At 61.8% G+C, this 20,740-nt stretch carries 14 protein-coding genes; 4 read left to right on the top strand and 10 right to left on the bottom strand.

Annotated elements, in window-relative coordinates; genetic code table 11:
- Positions 1-315 precede the first annotated feature (315 nt).
- From HMPREF2944_RS06665 to HMPREF2944_RS06655, 3 genes are all read right to left on the bottom strand, one after another.
- Positions 316-1,107, bottom strand: a complete 792-nt coding sequence (locus HMPREF2944_RS06665; protein WP_070681740.1) for an alpha/beta hydrolase family protein — start codon at positions 1,105-1,107, stop codon at positions 316-318.
- 149 nt (positions 1,108-1,256) lie between these two features.
- Positions 1,257-3,005 carry an ABC transporter ATP-binding protein gene (locus tag HMPREF2944_RS06660; RefSeq protein WP_070681737.1) on the bottom strand — a complete coding sequence of 583 codons (1,749 nt, stop codon included), beginning with the start codon at positions 3,003-3,005 and terminating at the stop codon, positions 1,257-1,259.
- A 1-nt stretch (position 3,006) separates the two neighbouring features.
- Positions 3,007-4,917: an ABC transporter transmembrane domain-containing protein gene (locus HMPREF2944_RS06655; protein WP_070681734.1), complete on the bottom strand. Its 1,911-nt coding sequence runs from the start codon at positions 4,915-4,917 to the stop codon at positions 3,007-3,009.
- A 393-nt stretch (positions 4,918-5,310) separates the two neighbouring features.
- Here HMPREF2944_RS06655 and HMPREF2944_RS06650 point away from each other — a divergent pair, with 393 nt between their 5' ends.
- Complete coding sequence (locus tag HMPREF2944_RS06650) at positions 5,311-7,911, top strand: DEAD/DEAH box helicase (RefSeq protein WP_070681731.1); 2,601 nt, start codon at positions 5,311-5,313, stop codon at positions 7,909-7,911.
- A 75-nt stretch (positions 7,912-7,986) separates the two neighbouring features.
- Complete coding sequence (locus HMPREF2944_RS06645) at positions 7,987-9,420, top strand: alpha/beta fold hydrolase (RefSeq protein WP_239668294.1); 1,434 nt, start codon at positions 7,987-7,989, stop codon at positions 9,418-9,420.
- Positions 9,421-9,552: 132 nt separating this feature from the next.
- Here HMPREF2944_RS06645 and HMPREF2944_RS06640 read toward each other — a convergent pair whose 3' ends face one another.
- Together HMPREF2944_RS06640 and HMPREF2944_RS06635 are read right to left on the bottom strand one after the other, a co-directional pair.
- The gene (locus HMPREF2944_RS06640; protein WP_070681728.1) at positions 9,553-10,755 is read right to left on the bottom strand and encodes a TerC family protein; all 1,203 of its coding nucleotides are present in this window, start codon (positions 10,753-10,755) and stop codon (positions 9,553-9,555) included.
- Between the two features lie 340 nt (positions 10,756-11,095).
- The gene (locus HMPREF2944_RS06635) at positions 11,096-11,698 is read right to left on the bottom strand and encodes an NAD(P)-dependent oxidoreductase (protein WP_070681724.1); all 603 of its coding nucleotides are present in this window, start codon (positions 11,696-11,698) and stop codon (positions 11,096-11,098) included.
- Positions 11,699-11,896: 198 nt separating this feature from the next.
- On the opposite strand from HMPREF2944_RS06635, the gene HMPREF2944_RS06630 reads away from it, so the two are divergent.
- On the top strand, positions 11,897-12,358 hold the full coding sequence (locus HMPREF2944_RS06630) for a winged helix-turn-helix transcriptional regulator (RefSeq protein ID WP_080976710.1): 462 nt from the start codon (positions 11,897-11,899) through the stop codon (positions 12,356-12,358).
- A 117-nt stretch (positions 12,359-12,475) separates the two neighbouring features.
- Here the strand turns inward: HMPREF2944_RS06630 and HMPREF2944_RS06625 are convergent, their stop codons facing one another.
- The 4 genes from HMPREF2944_RS06625 to HMPREF2944_RS06610 form a co-directional block, all read right to left on the bottom strand.
- On the bottom strand, positions 12,476-13,255 hold the full coding sequence (locus HMPREF2944_RS06625) for an ornithinee aminotransferase (protein ID WP_246826281.1): 780 nt from the start codon (positions 13,253-13,255) through the stop codon (positions 12,476-12,478).
- Positions 13,256-13,420: 165 nt separating this feature from the next.
- Complete coding sequence (uvrB, locus tag HMPREF2944_RS06620; protein WP_070681718.1) at positions 13,421-15,589, bottom strand: excinuclease ABC subunit UvrB; 2,169 nt, start codon at positions 15,587-15,589, stop codon at positions 13,421-13,423.
- 148 nt (positions 15,590-15,737) lie between these two features.
- On the bottom strand, positions 15,738-16,940 hold the full coding sequence (locus HMPREF2944_RS06615) for a 2-oxoglutarate dehydrogenase (RefSeq protein ID WP_246826280.1): 1,203 nt from the start codon (positions 16,938-16,940) through the stop codon (positions 15,738-15,740).
- A gap of 228 nt (positions 16,941-17,168) precedes the next feature.
- Positions 17,169-17,855, bottom strand: coding sequence for an IMPACT family protein (locus HMPREF2944_RS06610; protein ID WP_070681713.1), 687 nt, complete (start codon positions 17,853-17,855; stop codon positions 17,169-17,171).
- A 58-nt stretch (positions 17,856-17,913) separates the two neighbouring features.
- Between HMPREF2944_RS06610 and coaE the strand changes: the two genes are divergently transcribed.
- Positions 17,914-18,549 carry a dephospho-CoA kinase gene (gene coaE, locus HMPREF2944_RS06605; protein WP_070681710.1) on the top strand — a complete coding sequence of 212 codons (636 nt, stop codon included), beginning with the start codon at positions 17,914-17,916 and terminating at the stop codon, positions 18,547-18,549.
- A gap of 263 nt (positions 18,550-18,812) precedes the next feature.
- Here coaE and rpsA read toward each other — a convergent pair whose 3' ends face one another.
- Positions 18,813-20,267: a 30S ribosomal protein S1 gene (gene rpsA, locus HMPREF2944_RS06600; RefSeq protein ID WP_049334100.1), complete on the bottom strand. Its 1,455-nt coding sequence runs from the start codon at positions 20,265-20,267 to the stop codon at positions 18,813-18,815.
- Positions 20,268-20,740 lie beyond the last annotated feature (473 nt).

The following is a 20,740-nucleotide window of genomic DNA, read 5'->3' as shown; positions in this document are numbered from 1 at the left end:
AGTTGGGCGGTCAGTTGGGCGGTCAGTTGGGCGGGTCAGCGGGGTGGGTGGGCGTCTCAAGGCACCCCATATCGCCCTGCCAGGCTATCGCAACGATTCTCAGTAACTAAAAGTTTTGTGGGCGGCGGGTGGATCTCTCCAAAATTTTTGTTTGCCGGTGCCCTTCACAACGCACTCCGCCCTGCACCATTCGCTCCCCCAGTCGCCACCCCAAACCACCCGTTAAACAAGTAGCGCCCGGCACCGCATCACACGGTACCGGGCACTCCTCTCAGGGCTATCTACAGGGCACTCATCCAACAAAGCACTCCAGCTCTAGGAGTCAGCAACCTTCACAAGCTCACTTAGGTACTGCTCAATAAAGCGCACAGACTGGTCAATCTGGGCGGAGTTAAACTTATGGCCCGCCCCGTCAATCCGCTCAAAATGCACATCCGGGAAGGTCCGCGCAGCACGCTCCGCGTAAGAAATCGGCACCACACGGTCCGCGGTGCCGTGCATCAGCAGTACCGGCTTAGTCACCGAGGGCATCTGCGCATACGGGTCAAAATCCAGGGCACGCTCAAAGTACACGCGGCCAATCTCTTTACCGCGGTGAGTGTAGGTCGGCGGGATCTGGTCCACCGACGAGAACAGCGCCCGCGCATCGTCGAAAAGAACATACGCCGGGTACAGCAGAATCAGGCCCGCAATATCGTCATTACGTTCGGCGGCGACCATGGTTGATACCACGCCGCCCTGGCTCTGACCCATCAGGAAAATATTCTGAGTATCCACAAACTGCTGGCCGTCAATCATGGTCAGCACAGCGTCCAGGTCGTCCTTCTCGGTAAAGGGAGACATGGCAAGGACGTCGTTACCGCTACGGCTCTGCTCGGTAGCACCCATAAAGTCGAAGGAATACACGACATACCCGTGTGCCGCCAGCTGGTGTGCCCACACGTCACCGCTTTCAGCGCGGCCACTGAAACCGTGGGAGAAGATGATGGTCGGCAGCTTCGTGTCACGGTAGTTGACGGGCGCAGTCACATAGCCGTAGATGGTGCGACCGGGACCGGGAGCCAGCAGTTCTTCACGGATGATGGAGGAGGTATCTGCTGCAGACACGTTCATCCTTTCGCGGGATAGGGATAGAAACGGGCTCGGGCGCCATTAGACGTCCCACCCTGATACGGCACGCGGCGGAGAAGCCGCAGGTAGGTCGTTACCCGCAACTCCCCCGCCGCGCATCTACTAGCAGTCTAGCGAGAAAACTCTTAGGTCAGGGCGAAAATCTCCACCGGGGAACCCTCCGCAATGATCCTGCCCTCGTGCAGCAGGACCGCGCGGTCAGCCAGGGAGGCGATACGCGCATCGTGCGAAATGATCAGCACCGCACGGTTCGCCAGCACGGCGCGCAGGGACTCGGTTGCGTCCGCAAGCTCCAGCTGGGTGGTGGACTCGTCCAGAATCACGGCGTGCGGGTCGGCAAGCACAATACGTGCCAGCGCCAGCTGCTGAATCTGGTCGCGGGTCAGAGGCGAATCCGCGTCACTGACAACGGTGTCCATGCCCTGCGGCAGGTCGCGCCACCAGCGGGCACCGACAGCGTCCAGTGCCCCGCCCATCTGCTCGACGGTCGCATCCGGCACGACCACCGTGAAGTTATCGGCAAGGGTACCGAAGAAGACGTGTGCCTCCTGCGTGCAAACCAACAGGCGCGGGCGGCCATCGGCGGCAGCATCGGTCGGGAAGTCACCGTGACCGACCGGGCGACCCATCACGGTGATGGTGCCATCCAGGGCGGTCAGCGAACCACCAATCAGGCGAGCCATGGTGGTCTTACCCGAACCGGAACGGCCCACCAGGGCGAGCGCCTCACCGCGGCGAATCTTCAGGTTGATGCCTTCAAGCACCAGGGCGTCCGGCGAGTAGCCGTAGGAGACGTCGGTGCAGTCAATGGCGTACTCCGGGTTCTTCACGGCCTCGTCCGATACTGCGGCGAACGCTTCGGCGCGGTGCTGAGCACGCGACTCACGCTGCTTCTTCGCCAGGGAGACCACACCGAACACGCGGCCCATGTTCACGAGCATGATGCGCAGGCTGCTCACGTGGTGGTTCAGCATGTCGGCGAGGGTTCGCAGACTGAAAACCATGACCGAGGCGGTCGCCACGGCACCCCAACTCGCCCAGCCGATAGCCACGCAGGCGGCGCCCCAGAGCATGCACAGAATCGTGGGGATCCATGCGTTGATGGCATCCACGGTGAAGTACAGCTGGCGGATGCGCACCATGCCCAGCTGCGCGGCGAACTGGCGCTTGTTCTCGCCGGCGAAGGCATCTTCGCGGGCGGTGTGAACGCCCAGCTCACGAATCGTGGAGGTGCCGCGAATGTTCTCGGTCAGCACGCTGTTGAGGTCGCTCACGCGCTCCTGGGTGGTCTGGTTGCGTGCCGCCATGAGCGGTAGCATCTTCGACATGATGAGGGCAAGACCGGCAATCATGGGCAGCATAATCAGACCCATTGCGGGGCTCACAAACGCCAGAGAGATCGTGGAAACCAGGAAGTACAGGACCACGTAGATTGCACCGAGAAGGTCTGTGCTGACAGCATTTGCTGCCGAGGACAGGTCGTCGGTCACGCGGGTGAGCAGGTCGCCGCTGCCGGCTTCTTCCACGGTGCGTGCGTCTAGGTCGAGGGTGCCGTCGAGGGTGTCCTGGTTGGCATCACGGGTGACGAGCGCACCCAGTCGGGCCGCACTGTACGAGGAGACCATGAGGGTTATCGCCTGCACGATGAACGCCGCCAGGATAATCAGAATCGGCTGCCACGGGTAGCTGGAAAACTTGCCCGCCACCACGTCGTCCACGGTGGCACCAATCTGCAGGGGCACCACCGCACCCATGAGGGTGCTGACCATGTAAATGACGAAGGTGTAGAGGGCTCGTCCCTTATGCACTGCGAGGTAGTTCCACATGCGGCGTGCCACGTAGGCGGGGGTTTCGATGGGGAGCTGCTTTGCCATGCTAGTTCACCTCCTGATTCTGAGTGGTTTCGGTCTGAGCAGTTTCAGACTGAGCGGTTTCCGGGTAGCCGTCGCGTTCCATGCGGCGGGTCGTCTCCGCGGTCGTGGAGACAACGTAGACCTGCTCCAAATCCTGTAGCAGGCCGGGGTAGCCGACGGGCAGGCGGTCGCTACCGACCTGGGTTTCCATCGCATCGTAGATGTAGCGCTGGCTGGGTTCGTCCACGGAGTTCAGCGGCTCGGTTAGGATGAGCACCTGCGCGTCCTGTGCGAGTGCGCGGGCGAGTGCCAGACGCTGACGCTGACCACCGGAGAGGTTCGCGCCTTCACTGGTGATGCGGGCGGCAAAGTAGTCTTCGGGGTTGCGTCCGCCCAGTCGGTAGGCGATTTCGCGGGAGTCGGTAATCTTCAGCAGCTCCTGGTCCTTTGCCTGTGCCAGCTCCTCGTCGGGGTTCGGCACGGTACCCAGGCGCAGGTGCTCCTGCAGGGTTCCCGCGAAAATCATGGGATTCGGTTCGCTCAGCAACACGCGGCGGCCGGGTGCGTCCTTGAGGTCCTCTCCCCCGCGTCGCAGGGTGCGGGCGAGCGCCTCGGCGTAGTCTTGCGCGGTGAGGTTGTAGTCGCGCGGGTTGACGTACACGATGCGCGGGTTGCTTGCACCGGCGGGGGCGATGGGTACGGGCACCTCGAGGGGGCTCGCCTCGACTGCCTGTTCGGCGCGTGCCAGCTGCGCCATTTCTTCGTCGGTGCGCGGGCTCTTCAGCACGCCCTGGCGCACGCCCGCGTGACCTTCGAGGCGGGCGACCTTGGCGAGCGCAATTTTGGCGTAGCGCCATTCCGTCAGAAAGTTCTGGGTAATCCAGATGGGGCCACCCATCATCGCGATAATGGAGGCGACGGTCACCAGGGACGCGGCGGGCGTGTCGGATACCCAGCGGCCGTTTTCGACGTGGCCGGTGAGGGCGAATCCGATGCCGAGCAGGGTCACGGCACCGCCGAGTAGCGCGCGGATGAGGAACATCCAGCGGTGCGTCTTTTCGTAGCGCATGTAGCTGTCGAAGACTTCGTCGGTGCCGCGGTGGTAGCGTTCACGCATCTGTTCTTCGGCGCCGAGGCCGGCGATGGTGCGCAGACCGGTGGCGATGTCGGAGGCGCGTGAGGAGGCTTCGCCGTCCTTCTCGCGGTATTCGCCAATCTTGGATTCGAGGAAGGACGAGTACCAGGCGATGACGCCGACCACGATGAGCGTACCAATGAGGGTGACAATCGCGGTGACGGGGTTGATCAGCCAGAGCTGCACGGCACCGAGGGTCGCGATAATCATGGCGTTAACGAACAGCGGTAGGGAGAAGTAGACGTTGGTAACACGTCGCACGTCTTTGTTCATGACGGTGACTGCTTCACCCGCATCAACGGTTGTGCGGGTGCGTCCCATGAGTCGGTTGATGTAGACGCGCCAGTCGCGGCCGAGCTCCGCGCTGAGGGTCATGGAGGTGCCCCATCCGAAGAACTCGTTGATCACGATGAAGGTGATGGCTGCGACGACCACCCAGAACATGGGCCAGGCGTCGGGGGCTTTTCCGGCGATGTGCTGGTTAATGAATTGGCCCACCATGACGGGAATCAGGATTGCGCCGATACCCGCGGTAGTTTCTCCGAGGACGGGGATTGCCCAGCGGTGCCAGGGGTATTTGTGTCCGGGTGCGGTGACTCGCAGGGCGAGGCGCTTTTTGAGGGCTTCCTCTTCCGCCTTGCGTTGTTCGCTACCGGTTACTTCCTGTGCAGCTTTTTTCTGCGCAGTTTTTTTCTGAGCGGCTTTTTCCTGCGTGGTTTTGTTGTGTAGGGCTTCTTCGTGCGCGGCTTCATCACGCGCAGCGTCTTCTTGTGCCTTGTCAGCGTTGTATTCAGTCATTCAACGTCTCTCCTTTCTCCTACCCTATTCCTTTATCAATGTGGCACGCAACACTATGAGTGTATTAGATGGGCGTGTCGTCATTTATGCAACGTATTTTGGGGCGTGCATCAACCGCACAGTATGAGCCGGCATCAATCGGCGGACTTGAACCTAGGCGGTAATTTATACGGCATGGAGCCCTACGGTGTGGGGCTCTGCAGCGTGGAGCCTGTACCTTCGACCTTCTGAGCGCAGGGTTATGCATCGCTGCACCTAAAGCGCTTTGTTCTACCCTACCTGAACTTTAGGTTTTCCTGCGTTAGAGCACGCAACTTCGCGCCCATGCCGAATTGTTCCCTCGTAACGATAACGCCCCCGCGCCCGCGCTATTCCCGATAGACTGGAATCCTCATGAGTATTTTGAATTTTCTTTCTCCCTCGCTGGGTGAGAACCCCGGCGACTACAATCGACGCGATTTTAAGAGCAACCCCCTCACCGCCGAAGAAATCTATGAGGCGTTTACCGAGTGGATTTCGACCCGCGGCATGACCCTGTACCCCGCCCAGGACGAGGCCGTCCTGAGCATCGCCGCCGGCCATAACGTGGTGCTGGCAACCCCGACCGGTTCGGGTAAGTCCACTGTGGCTGTTGCCGCGCACTTCACGGGCCTGGCGACCGGTCAGCGCTCCTACTACACCGCCCCCATTAAGGCGCTGGTGTCTGAGAAGTTCTTTGACCTAATCAATATTTTTGGTGCCGAGAACGTGGGCATGATTACCGGCGACTCCGCTATCAACACGGAGGCGCCCATTATCTGCTGCACCGCGGAGATTCTCGCCAATATTGCCCTGCGCGAGGGTAAGGATGCGGACCTCTGCCAGGTCATTATGGACGAGTTCCACTTCTACTCCGACCCGCAGCGTGGCTGGGCGTGGCAGCTTCCCCTGTTGGAGCTTCCGCAGACGCAGTTCCTGCTGATGAGCGCAACCCTGGGCGATACGACTCGCTTCCAAGAGGAAATGACGGCGCTGACCGGCCGCGAGAGCGACCTGGTGGCTCATTCCGAGCGCCCCATCCCGCTGCACTTCTACTACTCCACCACCCCGGTTCAGGAGACCGTGCAGGAGCTCGTGCAGACCAAGCAGACCCCGGTCTACATTGTGCACTTCTCGCAGAAGGCGGCGCTGGAGCAGGCGAACGCCCTGCTCTCGGTGGCTATTGCCTCGAAGGAAGATAAGGAACGCATCTCCGAGCTCATCGCGAAATTCCGCTTCGGTCCGGGCTTTGGTAAGGCGCTGAATAAGCTGGTGCGTGCCGGTATCGGTATTCACCACGCCGGTATGCTACCCAAGTACCGCCGCCTCGTGGAGCAGCTGGCTCAGGAGGGTCTGCTCAAGGTGATTTGCGGTACCGACACCCTGGGCGTGGGCATTAACGTGCCGATTCGTACCGTGCTGATTACGGCGCTGTCGAAGTTTGACGGTGCCCGTAGCCGCCGTCTGCGTGCCCGCGAGTTCCACCAGATTGCTGGACGCGCAGGCCGCGCCGGTTTTGATACCGCCGGCACCGTGGTGGTTCAGGCTCCCGAGCACGATATTGAGAACGCGCGCCTGCTGGCGAAGGCGCAGGCGAAGTTCGGTGACGACACCAAGCGCATTAACCAGTCCCTGTCCTCCAAGCGCAAGAAGGCGCCGGAAGGGTTCGTTGGCTGGTCCGAGAAGACCTTCGACCAGCTGGTCGAAGCCGCCCCGGAGCCGCTGACCTCCTCCTTCGACATCACCCACTCGATGCTGCTGAACCTGATGCACCGCCCGGAGAACCCGGTCATCGCCGCGTACCGCATCATTCAGAACAACCACGAGAGCCCGGCGCGCCGCCGCGAGCTGTTGCGCAAGGCGATTGGTATCTACAAGGAGCTGCTGACCGGCGGCGTGATTGAGCGAACCAACACCCCGGACGAGCACGGCTCCTACCTGCGCCTAACCGAGGACCTGCAGGATAACTTTGCCCTCAACCAGCCGCTGTCCGCTTTTGCGGTCGCCGCGCTGGAGCTTCTTGACCCCGAATCGCCCAGCTACGCGCTGGATGCGCTCTCCCTCATCGAGGCAACCCTGGATTCGCCGAACCAGGTGCTGTACGCGCAGGAGCGCAAGGCGAAGAACGAGCTCTCGGCGCAGTTGAAGGCGGACGGTGTGGACTACACCGAACGCATGAACGAGCTGGACAAGGTCACCTACCCGCAGCCCCTTGCGGAGCTCATCGAGCAGGCGTACACGACCTACAAGCAGTCCGCACCGTGGGTGGCTCGTTTTGAGCCGCGCCCCAAGTCGATCGTGCGTGACATGTACGAACGCGCGATGGGCTTCAACGACTTCGTGCAGTACTACTCGCTCGAACGTGCCGAGGGCGTGCTTCTGCGCTACCTTTCCGACGCGTACAAGGCGCTGCGCCACACCATCCCCGATTCTGCCGTGACCGACGAGCTGGACGACATTATCGAGTGGCTCGGCGAGCTGGTACGCCAGACCGACTCCTCCCTGGTGGACGAGTGGGAGAAGCTGGCTGCCGGCGAAGACACCGCCACCATTGCCGCCGAGCACGCCTCCATCGAGGAGGAAGAGCCTCCCGCCGTGACGAAGAACCTGCGCGCCTTCCGCGTGATGGTGCGCAACGCCCTCTTCCGCCGCGTGGAACTCTTCGCCGACGAGCGCGACCGCGCCCTGGGTGCCCTGGACGAGTGGTGCGGCTGGGACGCCGACCGCTGGGCGGACGCCATGGACGACTACTTCGACGTCTACGACGACATCTACACGGACGCCGATGCGCGCTCGCCTCGCCTGGTCAGCATGGACGAGGATACCGCGGCTCACCCCGGCGTGTGGAAGGTTCAGCAGAGCTTTGCCGACCCCGAAGATAACTTTGACTTCGGTATTCGCGCAGAGGTAGACCTGGCCGCTTCCGATGAGGCGGGCTACCCGGTGCTCAAGATCCTGAGCGTTGGCGAGTTCTAGGGGCCCCTCCGGATCTCCCCTCAAGTGGGCTAGAATACAGAGTATCTATCTATTTATTTGAAAGAAGGTTCACCGTTGACCGTTTCTTCGCTTCCCAAGGTTGAGTACCGCAAGGGTTCGGTCGTCAAGCACGACGGCTACGAGATTACCGACCACTGGTTCCAGGTTCCCCTGACCCACGGTCTGATTTTCTCCAAGGGCAAGGACGCCGCTCTCTCCTCCCGTTTCGCGGACCAGACCATCACCGTGTTCGCCCGCGAGGTAGTGAACACCAGCGAGACCCTGACCGTCCCGGCTGATAAGCGCCCCTACATCGTGTACCTGCAGGGCGGCCCCGGCTTCGGTTCCCCGAAGACCGGCTCCATCGGCGGCTGGATTGCCGAGCTGGCTAAGACCCACCGCGTGATTCTGCTGGATCAGCGCGGTACCGGCCTCTCCTCTCCCCTGTCCGCTCGCACCATCACCGCAGTGGGCGACCCGCAGGTTCAGGCTGAGTACACTGAGCTGTTCCGCGCCGATTCCATCATCGCCGACGCGGAGGCTATCCGCGAGGTGCTGCTGGCTGACCGCGCCGATAAGCGCTGGTCCACCATTGGTCAGTCCTTCGGTGGCTTCCTGACCCTCTCGTACCTGTCCTTCGCACCGCAGTCCCTGCGCGACTCGCGCATTACCGCGGGCCTGGCGCCGATTCGTACCTCGGTGGACAACGTCTACCAGCACACCTTCGACCGCATGAAGGAGCGCGTGGAGGAGTACTACAGCTGGTTCCCCGAGGACGCCGAGCTAGCGACCCGCATCGCAGAGCACCTGCGCACCCACAAGGAGTACCTGCCCACCGGTGAGCGTCTGACCGATCACCGCTTCCAGATGGCCGGTCATTTCCTGGGTGGCCGCTGGCGCGAGCGCGGTCTGCACTACTTCCTCGAGAACGCATTCGCCGAGGGTAACGATCACCTCTCCGATCAGTTCCTGACCGCTATGGGTGCTGAGGTGACCTTCCAGGCGAACCCGCTGTACGCCCTGATGCACGAGACCATTTACGCTGACGGCCCCTCCGACGGCGTTCTGCCCGGCATCCCCGGCTACACCATCTCCCCCTCGCCCGCTCCGACCAACTGGTCTGCTGCTCGCGTGGCGGCTTCCCGTCCCGAGTTCGCACCGGATGCGGACCGTCTGCTCTTCACCGGCGAGCACATCTTCCCCTGGTACTACGAGGAGGATCCCTCGCTGCGTCCGCTGGCCGAGGTGGCGAATATCCTGGCCGAGAAGAAGGACTGGGGTCGCCTGTACGACCACGAGCAGCTGCACAAGAACGAGGTTCCCGTTGTGGCCGCCGCCTACAACCCGGACGTGTACGTGGACTTCGAGCACTCCATGGAGACCGCTCGCTGGGTCGGCAACACCCACGTGTGGACCTCGAAGACCCACCACCACGACGGCTTCGGTTCCGACTCGCTGACCATTCTGGGCCACCTGAAGAACATGCTGGCTGAGGTTCACAACCAGTAATTCTTCGCTGAATATATCTTTGATATAGCTAAAGCCCCTCACCCCGGTTAATCCGGTGTGAGGGGCTTTAGCGTGGGCGCTTGGCCCGAGCCGCGAGCGTCCCGGCGGCTCAGGCGTTACGGCCGCCCGACGCTACTTCGAGGAGGCGTGCGCATCCTGCGCGGTGCGGGCTCGCAACACCAGGGCGTGGTACTCGTCTTCCTTCTCAATCAGCTCGTCACGCAGCTTCTGCGGAATAGTCTTGAGCTTCTCGGTTTCTTTCTGCCAGCGGGCGGTGATGTCCGCACGCTCGGCAGCGGGTGCATCCTCGGGCAGTGCCAGGTACTTCTCGGAGAGCGCCTGAACGCGCTGAATGGTCTGCAGCGCGCGGCCCTTGGGGCTGAGCAGCGAAACCAGCACGGTGATGACCAGAACGCCCACGATGACCATCAGCGACATTTCGGTGCTGATTTCGATGACGTGCACGGACTCGCCGTGGTTGATGAACGGCAGGTTGTTCTCGTGCATCGCGTGCAGGATGAGCTTCACGCCGATGAACGCGAGGATGGCTGCCAGGCCGTAGGAGAGGTAGACGAGGCGGTCCAGCAGGCCGTCAATCAGGAAGTACAGCTGGCGCAGGCCCATGAGGGAGAACGCGGTCGCCGTGAACACAATGTAGACGGACTGGGTGAGGCCGAAGATCGCGGGGATTGAGTCGAGCGCGAAGAGCAGGTCGGAGCCCGCGATTGCGACCATGACGAGCATCATGGGGGTCATGACGCGCTTGCCGTTTTCGATGGTGAAGAGCTTGTCGCCGTCGAAGTGGTCGCTGGTCTTCAGGTACTTCTTGGCGAGGCGAACCATGATGTTGTCTGCCTCGTCGTCGCCGTCGCCCTCGGTGAGTTCGTCCTTGAGCAGGTTACCCGCGGTCATGAGCAGGACCAGGCCGAAGATGTAGAACACCCAGGCGAAGGAGTTAATGATTGCCGCGCCGGCGAAGATGAAGGTGCCGCGCGCCAGGATGGCGAAGACGATACCGAAGAGCAGGACCTTCTGCTGATTCTCACGGGCGACGCGGAAGGTGCCCATAATGATCATGAAGACGAAGAGGTTATCGACCGAGAGCGCCTCTTCGGTGATGTAGCCCGCGTAGAATTCGGTGGCGGCGGAGGGGCCGTTCGTCACGAAGATATACAGACCGAACAACACGGCGATGCCGATGTAGATACTCGACCAAATGGCCGCTTCCTTGACGGTGGGTTCGTGCGCCTTACGGACGTGAACGAAGAAATCGAAGGCCAGCAGGCCAGCGATGATGAGAATAGTAACCAACCATTGCAACCCGGTAACTTCCATGGGGAGCCTTTCTTGTGGTGTGCGTACAGGACCACAAGTCTCTCCCGCCGATCTGAATGGAGGTCGGCTCGACTCCCCGGTTAGGCGCCTTCGGCTAACGTGCTGACGATGAGTCGATTGGTGGGATACTCCCTTGCTCGGTGAACGATTATACAGCAGGTTGAGGTTTTCGCACAGGAGCCCCTCCGGAGGGTTTTTCAGGAGCGAAGCACGCCGAAACGCCGCATCCGGCAGGGTGTTATCCCATCGGATACGGCGTTTTGGGTGATGAATACGCGCTTGCCAGTTAGTGCTGTCTAGCTGGCACCGCTATGAGTTGGCGCTGTCTAGTTGGCGCTGTCTAGTTGGCAACGGTGAAGCGGCGGCCCGCGTGCTTGGGCTCTTCCGCCTCATCAATCAGGGCGACTGCGAAGTCCTCGGCGCTAATGGAAGCACCTGCGGGGGTGTCCAGCGCGGTGTTGTACTTGCCGGTGCGTTCACCCGGTGCGATTTCGAACGCCGGGGAGAGCATGGTCCAGTTCAGACCCTCGGATGCGCGGTACTCGTCGAGAATCTGGGCGAATGCCTTCGCCTCGGGCTTGTAATCTTCCGGGAAGCCTTCACCGTCCACGAAGCGGTTGCCGTTGCCGTCCTCGAGGGAGCCGGCGCCACCAACGACCAGCAGGCGACCGGTAGGTGCCGCCGCGATCAGTGCGCGGTGCGCGTCGATGACCGGCCGTGCGGAGGTGCCGCGACCTGCAGAGACGGCGACGATGGTGACGTCGTGATTGTTGACGATGTCGACCAGTGCCGCGGTGTCGGCGAGGTCGATGCTGTGGGCGGCGGTGCCTTCGGGTGCCTTGCCGGAGCGGGTGTAGGCGTCAACCCGATGGCCGCGGGAGATTGCTTCTGCTGCGGTGCGTGCGCCGACCATGCCGGTTGCGCCGATGATTGCGATGTTCATGAGGGCTTCCTATCGGAGTGGTTTCTATCGTTTCTCTTGCGGTGTTCCGCGTGATGGTTTTATAGTATCTATTAGAAACCGGGTACCTCAAGGTAACTATTTAGAGCTTTGAGAAAATATTTAAAAATATTTTTACGCCCTCACTATCTCCCCTAAAACAGCAAAACAGCCCCTCAGCAGATTGAAAAGACCGCAGCTATGACCACCACGCTCACCTCCCCCACACGAGAAACCACAGACACACGCGAAACCGTAGAAACCACCCGCACCCCGCAGGACGACCTGCCCGCCAATATTCTCGCCAGCGCCTGCCCCTCCCGCACCGTGATGCGCCACCTCACCGACCGGTGGACCCCGCTCATCGTTGCGGCGCTCTCCGAGCAGCGCGTCGCCCGCTTCGGTGAGCTCAAGGCGATGATTCAGGGCGTCTCCCCCAAGGTCCTCACCCAGACCCTGCGCTCCATGGAACGCGACGGCCTGGTGGAGCGCCGCGTCACGGCATCCATTCCGCCGCGCGTGGACTACGAACTGACCGCGCTCGGCGCGACCCTCATTGAGCCGATGACCGCCCTGCGCCACTGGGCGCAGGACAATATGCAGGCGGTACTCGAATCCCGCGAGCGATATGACGCCGCCGAGCTAGAGAACGGCGAAGCATAAAACGGCGCTCTGAACAACCTCCAGATAAAGGTAGCCCTCCCCGTGAACTATTACGGGGAGGGCTACCTTTATATTTCATTCAGTTAGGAGACCATCTTGAACTTAGGAGTGTTGAAGTTAGGAAACCATGTTGAAGGTCGGCGGAGTGAAAGCAATCGCGTTCACCTGCTTGTTCGTATCCACCGTGCCGTTCTCCTGAATCGTCGGGACGGTAATAACCACCTCGAACTGGTACATGCCTTCCATGAGCGTATTGCCACGCAACGCAAAACGCGCGGAGATGCCGGTCGCCTTATCATTCACGCTCGACGCGAAGGGAATGACCTGACCCTGAACGGTCTGAGTCTTGCCGTTGCGGGTCATGACGGTTGCCTTGCCGGTCGGGTCAGTGGTGAAGATCTGGCGGTCAATGATTTCGCCCTCGGGCGAGAAGAAGTAAATGTCCATGGACGGGTGCAGGTGTGTGGTACCGGTCGTCGCCTCCAACGCGGAGACGTTGTAGGTCATCACAAACTCACCGCAGTTCAGGTTGAGGTCGCCCTCGGGGCCGTGAGTCGCCTCGTACACGGACATGAGGCGAATCGTTGCGGGGTTCGGTGAGGTTGCACTCTCCATGGACCACCACGCCTGACCGGTCTCCGGCGCAGTCACGGGCTTGTTCTTGGTGCGCGACTGCAGGGCGCCACTGGCGGGGTTGGTAATCATCCAGCCGCCGACCTGGGTGAAGTCCGGGCCGTGTACCGTCTTGCAATCATCAGCCGAGGCAGCGAATGCGGGCACCGTCGTGGAGGCGGCAATAGCGGGCACAGCCCAAAGCGCGCCGCGGGTGAGGTTGCGGCGGGTAACGGAACGAGCTCCCGTGGTGTGTGCATCTGAAGAGCTATTAGAAATAGTCACAGATTTTTCTTTATCGTTCGGAAGCATCAAGGTGTTATTTGACACGTAAAACACCTTGATAGTGTACAGCATGTATCTGCACTCAGTAGAACTTCATGAACAATGAGTTACCTCATGGCGAAAAACCCACGTCGGCCCCTAAACGCCGGGCTTAGAACACCGGGTTTAGGCGTGACCCGCCTCCTTCATCAGGCGCAGCTCCTTCTTCAGGTCGGCCAGCTCGTCGCGCAGGCGCGCCGCCAACTCAAATTGCAGGTTCTCCGCGGCCAGGCGCATCTGCTCGTTCATTTCCTCGATGAGGTCCAGCAGGTCCTCGGCGGGGGCGGCGGCCAGGCCGTCGGCACGAACGCGCGCCTCCGCACGGGCGAGAAGCTCCTCCGACTCCGGGGTGCTCGTGGCAATCTTCGAGGAGGTCGCAGAACCGGTCTTCGCGCCCGCGCTCACCGTGCGGGCACCCTTCTTACCGCTCTTGCGCTGCTGCAGAAGCTCGCGGGTATCCTCTTCCTCGCGGGCGAGCACATCCGTAATATCGGCAATCTTCTTGCGCAGCGGCTGCGGGTCAATGCCGTGCTCACGGTTGTACGCCTGCTGAATCTCGCGGCGGCGGTTCGTCTCATCAATCGCCACACGCATCGAGTCCGTAATCTTATCGGCGTACATGTGCACCTGACCGGACACGTTACGGGCCGCGCGGCCAATGGTCTGAATCAACGAAGTGGTCGAACGCAGGAAGCCTTCCTTATCGGCATCCAGAATCGCAACCAGCGACACCTCGGGCAGGTCCAGGCCCTCACGCAGCAGGTTAATACCAACCAGCACATCAAAGGTGCCCAGGCGCAGCTCACGCAGAAGCTCCACACGACGCAGGGTATCCACGTCAGAGTGCAGGTACTGCACCTTCACGCCGTGCTGCAACAGGTACTCGGTCAAATCCTCCGCCATGCGCTTGGTGAGGGTCGTGACCAGCACGCGCTCATCACGCTCAACGCGCACGCGAATCTCCTCAAGCAAATCATCAATCTGCCCCTTGGTCGGCTTGACCACGATCTCCGGGTCAATCAGGCCGGTCGGGCGAATAATCTGCTCCACATAACCATCAGCCTGCGACAGCTCATACTTACCGGGGGTCGCCGAAAGGTAAATTGTCTGCCCGATACGCTCCAGGAACTCCTCCCACTTCAACGGGCGGTTATCCATCGCCGACGGCAGACGGAAACCGTGCTCCACCAGGGTACGCTTACGGGACATATCGCCCTCATACATGGCGCCAATCTGCGGGACCGTCACGTGCGACTCGTCAATAATCAGCAGGAAGTCATCCGGGAAATAATCCAGCAGACAGTTCGGGGCGCTGCCGGGGGCACGACCGTCAATATGGCGCGAGTAGTTCTCAATGCCATTGCAGAAGCCCATCTGCTCCATCATTTCCAGGTCGTAGGTGGTGCGCATACGCAGACGCTGCGCCTCCAGCAGCTTGCCCTGGGATTCGAGGGTCTGCAGGCGCTCGCGCAGCTCATCCTCAATGGAGGTAATAGCCTTCGCCATGCGCTCCGGGCCGGCAACGTAGTGGCTTGCGGGGAAGACATACATTTCTTCTTCCTCGCGAATTACCTCGCCGGTCAGCGGGTGCAGGGTGTAAATCGCCTCAATCTCATCACCGAAGAACTCAACGCGGATCGCGTTCTCCTCGTACATGGGGATGATTTCGACGGTATCGCCGCGCACACGGAACGTGCCGCGGTGAAAGTCCATGTCGTTACGCGCGTACTGCATCGCCACGAACCGACGCAGCAGCTCGTCGCGGTCAATCTCCTCACCGCGACGCAGAGTCACCATCTGCTTAATGTACTCCTCGGGCGTGCCCAGACCGTAAATGCAGGACACGGTGGCAACCACCACCACGTCGCGGCGAGTCAGCAGGGAGTTTGTCGCCGAGTGGCGCAGACGCTCCACCTCCTCATTGATGGAGGAGTCCTTCTCAATGAACGTATCGGTCTGCGGCACGTACGCCTCAGGCTGGTAGTAGTCGTAGTACGAGACGAAGTACTCCACCGCATTATTCGGCAGCAGCTCGCGCAGCTCATTCGCCAGCTGCGCCGCCAGGGTCTTGTTCTGCACGAGCACCAGGGTCGGACGTTGCACCGCCTCAATTAGCCAGGCTGCGGTCGCGGACTTACCGGTACCGGTAGCGCCCATCAGCACAATGTCCTTCTCGCCGTTCTGCACACGCCCGGTGAGCTCGGCGATGGCCTTGGGCTGGTCGCCCGCGGGCTGGAAGGGGCTGACCACCTCAAAGGGGGCGACAATGCGGTTAATCTCGGGTGCGTAACTCATGTATCCATCCTAGGGGAAAGCCGCCCAATGCGCCCCCGGAATGGTCGCCCTTTTCTGCTGGCGCAATATAATCACGCGCAATGTACTCGCCACGATACCCTCTACCCACAGGTGGCTATGCGCCTGCGGGCACCTCGCAGGTAAGGATTTAGCGCACCTCCACGGTGGCGCCGGCGAGGCTCATCAGCGCCCGGTTCGTCAGCGGCAGGTAGCCGTTCAGGGTGCTCAGGATCAGCTGCATGGTGCGTTCTTCGTCTTCCACGCTCAGGCCCGCGGGAATACCCACCCCCGGGGTGTTAATGCGGTGCTTGTACAGGTCGATCACCGCGCATACGGTGCGGCCGGGGGCGCGCAAGACCGGAAGCATGCCGCTGTGGGTGAGGGTCCGCAGGCCTCCGGCGGAGGTCACCTCTGCCGTGCGTATATCGGGCAGGACGAAGCGTCCACCCACGAAGGGGCTCAGGGAGGCCGCGCCCGAAGGCTCAGGAACATCCAGCGAGGTTGGGAGGGGTTCTCCCGTTTTCGCGGTCACGGCCACGTAGCGCACCTGCCGGTCCATGGCGTTCAGGTAGTCCAGCTCGGCAAACTCCTCGATGCGGTAGTTCTCGGTGACCCCGGAGGCATCCACGGTGCGGCTGGTCAGCTCCTCGTCGTAGAAGCTGGCCACGCACACCTGCGGGGCGCCTCGCTCCACGCGGGCACGGCATCGGTAGTCGTCGTCGAGGAGCCAGAGGGACAGCTCGTAGCCGTCGGGGATATCGCGCACGCCGGAAGCGAGCAAAACATCGCTGCCGTCTAGGGAGAAAGGCTCCCACCCGATTGGTTCAAAGGCGTTGAGGGCACCGTTCAGGGCGGGGTTGCAGGAGCCGAGGCTCGAGGATTGTTCGGCCGGAGCAAACGCCTCGGTGGAGGGCATGGAGACGGTCAGGCCACGCAGACGGCCGGCCATGCAGAGTTCGATGGCCATAAGCAGGTGCCCGGCCCCCTCACGGTTGAGCGCCGGAGCCTGGATGAGGTGCAGCACCCGCGAATTGTCGAGGCTGAGTTTCTCCCCCACCCCGCGGGCGGCGTTTGAGTAGCGGTTGTGCAGGCGCACGAGCTCGTCGAGAGGCAGCGCTCGGCCCACGGAGGCGAAGGCCTCGGCGATGGCCGCCACGTGCTGGGGGAAGAGTCGGCTGAGCCGGCCTAGCTGGCGGGCGAACTCGCCGGGGCGGAGGGTGAGCACGCCCAGGAGGGTGCCGAGGTTCTGCTGACGGTAGGCGTCGAGGAGCTGCGCGACGGTTGCCGGCTCAAGCTGGGCGGCAGCTCCCGCGCTCCCCTGCCGACGGGTGAGGGTTGCAGCCCCTCCCATTGCGTTAGCGGGTTCCTCTACTCCATTGGGGATGATGCCCTGCTGCGCCACACTATCACGACCTCAGATACTGGATGAGTTTTTAGCACTCCCTCTACCCTATCAACAACGACGGGCAATTACTAGGGTTAGAGTAACTATTAACTAAGGTTAAGCTATCTTTTGGGTTTTGAAAGCTTTATGCGAATGATTGAGCCCGGCAATTCGAGTGGCGGTAGGGTCGGTAACCTAGACCGGCAGATCCACCCACTGCGTGTCACCCCAGGTCACGCTCGCCGCACCGGAACTCAAGCTCACCACCAGCTCCTCCGCACGCGATAGCTCCTCAGCGCGGTCAAACACGCCCACCGAGATGACCGCGCCCTCCGCACCGTACTCGGTACCCAACACGTTCAGGCCCGCGGCGCGCATCTCGTTCTCCAGGCGGCCAGCATCCGCATGCGAACTGGGCACCTGACCCACACGCAGACGCTCACGCGAATCGAATAGCGCACCATCCAGGGTCTGCACCACCGCATCCGTGTAGGCGCGCACCAGACCGCCCGCGCCAAGCTTAATGCCACCGAAATAGCGCACGACCACGGCCACCACGTCGGAGAGGTCGGTCGTGCCGTCCTCGCGGGTCTGACGCGCCAGCAACGCCTGCATCATCGGCACACCGGCGGTACCGGCGGGCTCGCCGTCATCCGAGGAACGCTGCACGTCGCGGTCGGCACCAATCACGAACGCCGAGCACACGTGGCGGGCGTCGTGGTAGGTCTTGCGCACCGACTCAATGTAGGCGCGCGCCTCCTCAACGGTGCTCACGCGCTTGATGTGACCAATAAATTCGCTACGCTTAATTTCGAGGAGGCTCTCATAGGGCTCATCGCCGCGCGGCACAAGGTAGCGATTGGCGCGAGTTTCTTCCTGCATGTGTCCTCCTCTAATCAATACCTATCTATTGTGGCACAGCCCGTCAGGAGCACCGTCCATGTCCCAGCCTTCTTCCCCCGCCTCCACTGCCCTGCGCCGTTACGCCCTCACCGGCGGTATCGGCAGCGGCAAGAGCACCATCGCCTCCCTCTTCGTTGAGCAGGGCGCATTCCTGGTGGATGCGGACGCTATCTCCCGCTCCCTCATGGAGCCCGGTGAGGCGGTGCTCGCCCGCACGGTCGCGGAGTTTGGCGAGCACCTGCTCGACGAGGACGGCCGCCTCAACCGCCCCGCCCTGGCGCGTATCGTGTTCAATGATGAGCAGGCGCGCCTGCGTCTGAACGCGATTGTGCATCCCGCTATTCGTGAGCGTGCCGCGCAGCTGGTGGAGCAGGCGCAGTCCGAACCCGGGTTCAGCGGCGTGGTGCTGGAGGATATTCCTCTGCTCGTGGAGACCGGCGACCCGTCCGCTTTTGAGGGCGTGGTCGTGGTGCGCACTCCCCTGGCGACTCGCCTGCAACGCCTCGTATCTTCGCGCGGCATGAGTGAGGAGGATGCGCGCGCCCGCATCGCCGCGCAGGCAACCGACGAGCAGCGTGAGGCGATCGCAACCTGGATTATCGATAACGGCGGCTCGCTAGAGGAGACCGCCGAGCAGGTGCGCGCCGTCTGGGAGCAGATGACCGCCGCCTAACGACTGCCCAACGACTCTTCCCCCAACACCAGCCTCGGGCCCACGCCCCAAACCGCGGCGCACCCTTCCAAGACTTCCCCAACCCGCGGCGCCCCCCCCCAGCACCCGGCACCCAAAACCTACCCCGGAACCCAACCTCCCGGTAATACAAAGAACCCCCTCACCTCCCAAACGGGAGATGAGGGGGTTCCCCTGCTCTAGGTACCCCTTGCGGGGCTACCTATCGGCTATTACGCCTGATGAGTGCTCATCTGAGCGACAGATTAGTTGCCGGTCAGCTTCTTGCGGAGCTCAGCCAGTGCCTCATCCGATGCGAGGGTACCTGCGGAAGCGGGCTCCTCGGAGGAGTAAGAGGTCGGTGCGGGCTCAGCTGCTGCGGGAGCTGCTGCTGCAGCCTCTGCGTCAGCCTCGAGAGCCTTAGCAACCTGAACCTTGTGAGCCTCGAAGCGAGCCTGTGCCTCTGCGTACTGTGCTTCCCATGCCTCGCGCTGTGCGTCGAAGCCTTCCAGCCACTCGTTAGCCTCGGGGTCGAAGCCCTCGGGGTACTTGTAGTTGCCGGCCTCGTCGTACTCTGCGGCCATGCCGTACAGAGCCGGGTCAAACTCGGTAGCGTTGGGGTCAACGCCCTCGTTTGCCTGCTTGAGGGACAGGGAGATGCGGCGGCGGTCCATGTCGATGTCGATGATCTTAACGAAGACCTCTTCACCAACGGAGACGACCTGCTCAGCCAGGTCAACGTGGCGGGTTGCCAGCTCGGAGATGTGGACGAGGCCCTCGATGCCGTCCTCAACGCGCACGAATGCACCGAAGGGAACGAGCTTGGTGACCTTGCCGGGAACAATCTGGCCCAGAGCGTGGGTGCGGGCGAAGGCCTGCCACGGATCTTCCTGGGTTGCCTTGAGCGACAGGGAGACGCGCTCGCGATCCAGGTCCACCTCGAGAACCTCGACGGTGACGGGCTGGCCAACCTCGACAACCTCGGAGGGGTGGTCGATGTGCTTCCAGGACAGCTCGGAAACGTGAACCAGACCGTCCACGCCACCCAGGTCCACGAATGCACCGAAGTTGACGATGGAGGAGACAACGCCCTCGCGGACCTGACCCTTCTCCAGCTCGTTGAGGAAGGAGGAGCGGACTGCGGACTGGGTCTCTTCCAGGTATGCACGGCGAGACAGAACAACGTTGTTGCGGTTCTTGTCCAGCTCGATGATCTTAGCTTCGAGCTGCTGGCCGATGTAGGGAGCGAGGTCGCGGACACGGCGCATCTCGACGAGGGATGCGGGCAGGAAGCCGCGCAGACCGATGTCGAGGATGAGGCCGCCCTTGACAACCTCGATAACGGTGCCGGTGACGACGCCGTCGTTTTCCTTGATCTTCTCGATGTCGCCCCATGCACGCTCGTACTGTGCGCGCTTCTTGGAGAGGATCAGGCGACCTTCCTTGTCCTCCTTGGTGAGGACGAGTGCCTCAACCTCGGAGCCGAGCTCGACGACCTCGGAGGGGTCGATGTCGTGCTTGATGGACAGCTCGCGGGAGGGGATGACGCCTTCGGTCTTGTAACCGATGTCGAGCAGAACCTCATCGTGGTCGATCTTGACGACCTGGCCGGAGACGAGATCGCCGTCGTTGAAGACCTTGATGGTCTTGTCGACAGCCTCGAGGAATGCCTGCTCGTCGCCGATGTCGTTAATTGCGACCTGAGGGATGTTGGTGCTCATGTAGTGAGGGCTCCAATTGGATTTCTAATAGGTCGACGCTGCCGGTTCACCGTTCAACACCCCCGAGTGGAGGCGCTAATCGGCTCACTGTTTCACCCCGGCGCGCACGGTATAGGACCGCTAACGCCTTTGAACGAGGTGAGGAAACGTCGAGCTGACGGATACTTACAATGTGTACCGCCGCCGAGGCGAAGACGCTTCAGCGGGTGTACGGAAGATATAACTCGTTTTTCCGGAAAGTTATTCCCATAAAACGGGTGCAAAAACCCGTACGTTGGTACACGCGATTAACAGTGTACGGGAATCCCGGGCGTGTCGTCAATGGATGCGCGCCCGGAATTCCCGTACTTATTTGCGGTTTTGTGTGGTTGTGAGGTTGCGGGGCTGTGCTCGTCCTCGTTCCTCGCCCCCGGCCCAAGGAAGCGGCCGGTGCGCACCCTCCTGCGCTCCTGCAGGGGAACCCACCCTCTCGG

It is taken from the genome of Rothia sp. HMSC072E10, from assembly GCF_001813965.1.
Taxonomy (GTDB): Bacteria; Actinomycetota; Actinomycetes; order Actinomycetales; family Micrococcaceae; genus Rothia; species Rothia mucilaginosa_A.
The sequence above is the reverse complement of the archived record's forward strand: the minus strand, read 5'-3'. Positions and strand labels throughout refer to the sequence as shown.

Bases quoted from the DNA above. Each gene is read 5' to 3' on its own strand.
- HMPREF2944_RS06640 (WP_070681728.1), bottom strand. From the start codon at position 10,755: ATGGAAGTTACCGGGTTGCAATGGTTGGTTACTATTCTCATCATCGCT.
- HMPREF2944_RS06655 (WP_070681734.1), bottom strand. From the start codon at position 4,917: ATGACTGAATACAACGCTGACAAGGCACAAGAAGACGCTGCGCGTGAT.
- HMPREF2944_RS06610 (WP_070681713.1), bottom strand. From the start codon at position 17,855: ATGCAGGAAGAAACTCGCGCCAATCGCTACCTTGTGCCGCGCGGCGAT.
- coaE (WP_070681710.1), top strand. From the start codon at position 17,914: ATGTCCCAGCCTTCTTCCCCCGCCTCCACTGCCCTGCGCCGTTACGCC.
- HMPREF2944_RS06650 (WP_070681731.1), top strand. From the start codon at position 5,311: ATGAGTATTTTGAATTTTCTTTCTCCCTCGCTGGGTGAGAACCCCGGC.
- uvrB (WP_070681718.1), bottom strand. From the start codon at position 15,589: ATGAGTTACGCACCCGAGATTAACCGCATTGTCGCCCCCTTTGAGGTG.
- HMPREF2944_RS06615 (WP_246826280.1), bottom strand. From the start codon at position 16,940: ATGGGAGGGGCTGCAACCCTCACCCGTCGGCAGGGGAGCGCGGGAGCT.
- HMPREF2944_RS06635 (WP_070681724.1), bottom strand. From the start codon at position 11,698: ATGAACATCGCAATCATCGGCGCAACCGGCATGGTCGGCGCACGCACC.
- rpsA (WP_049334100.1), bottom strand. From the start codon at position 20,267: ATGAGCACCAACATCCCTCAGGTCGCAATTAACGACATCGGCGACGAG.
- HMPREF2944_RS06630 (WP_080976710.1), top strand. From the start codon at position 11,897: ATGACCACCACGCTCACCTCCCCCACACGAGAAACCACAGACACACGC.
- HMPREF2944_RS06660 (WP_070681737.1), bottom strand. From the start codon at position 3,005: ATGGCAAAGCAGCTCCCCATCGAAACCCCCGCCTACGTGGCACGCCGC.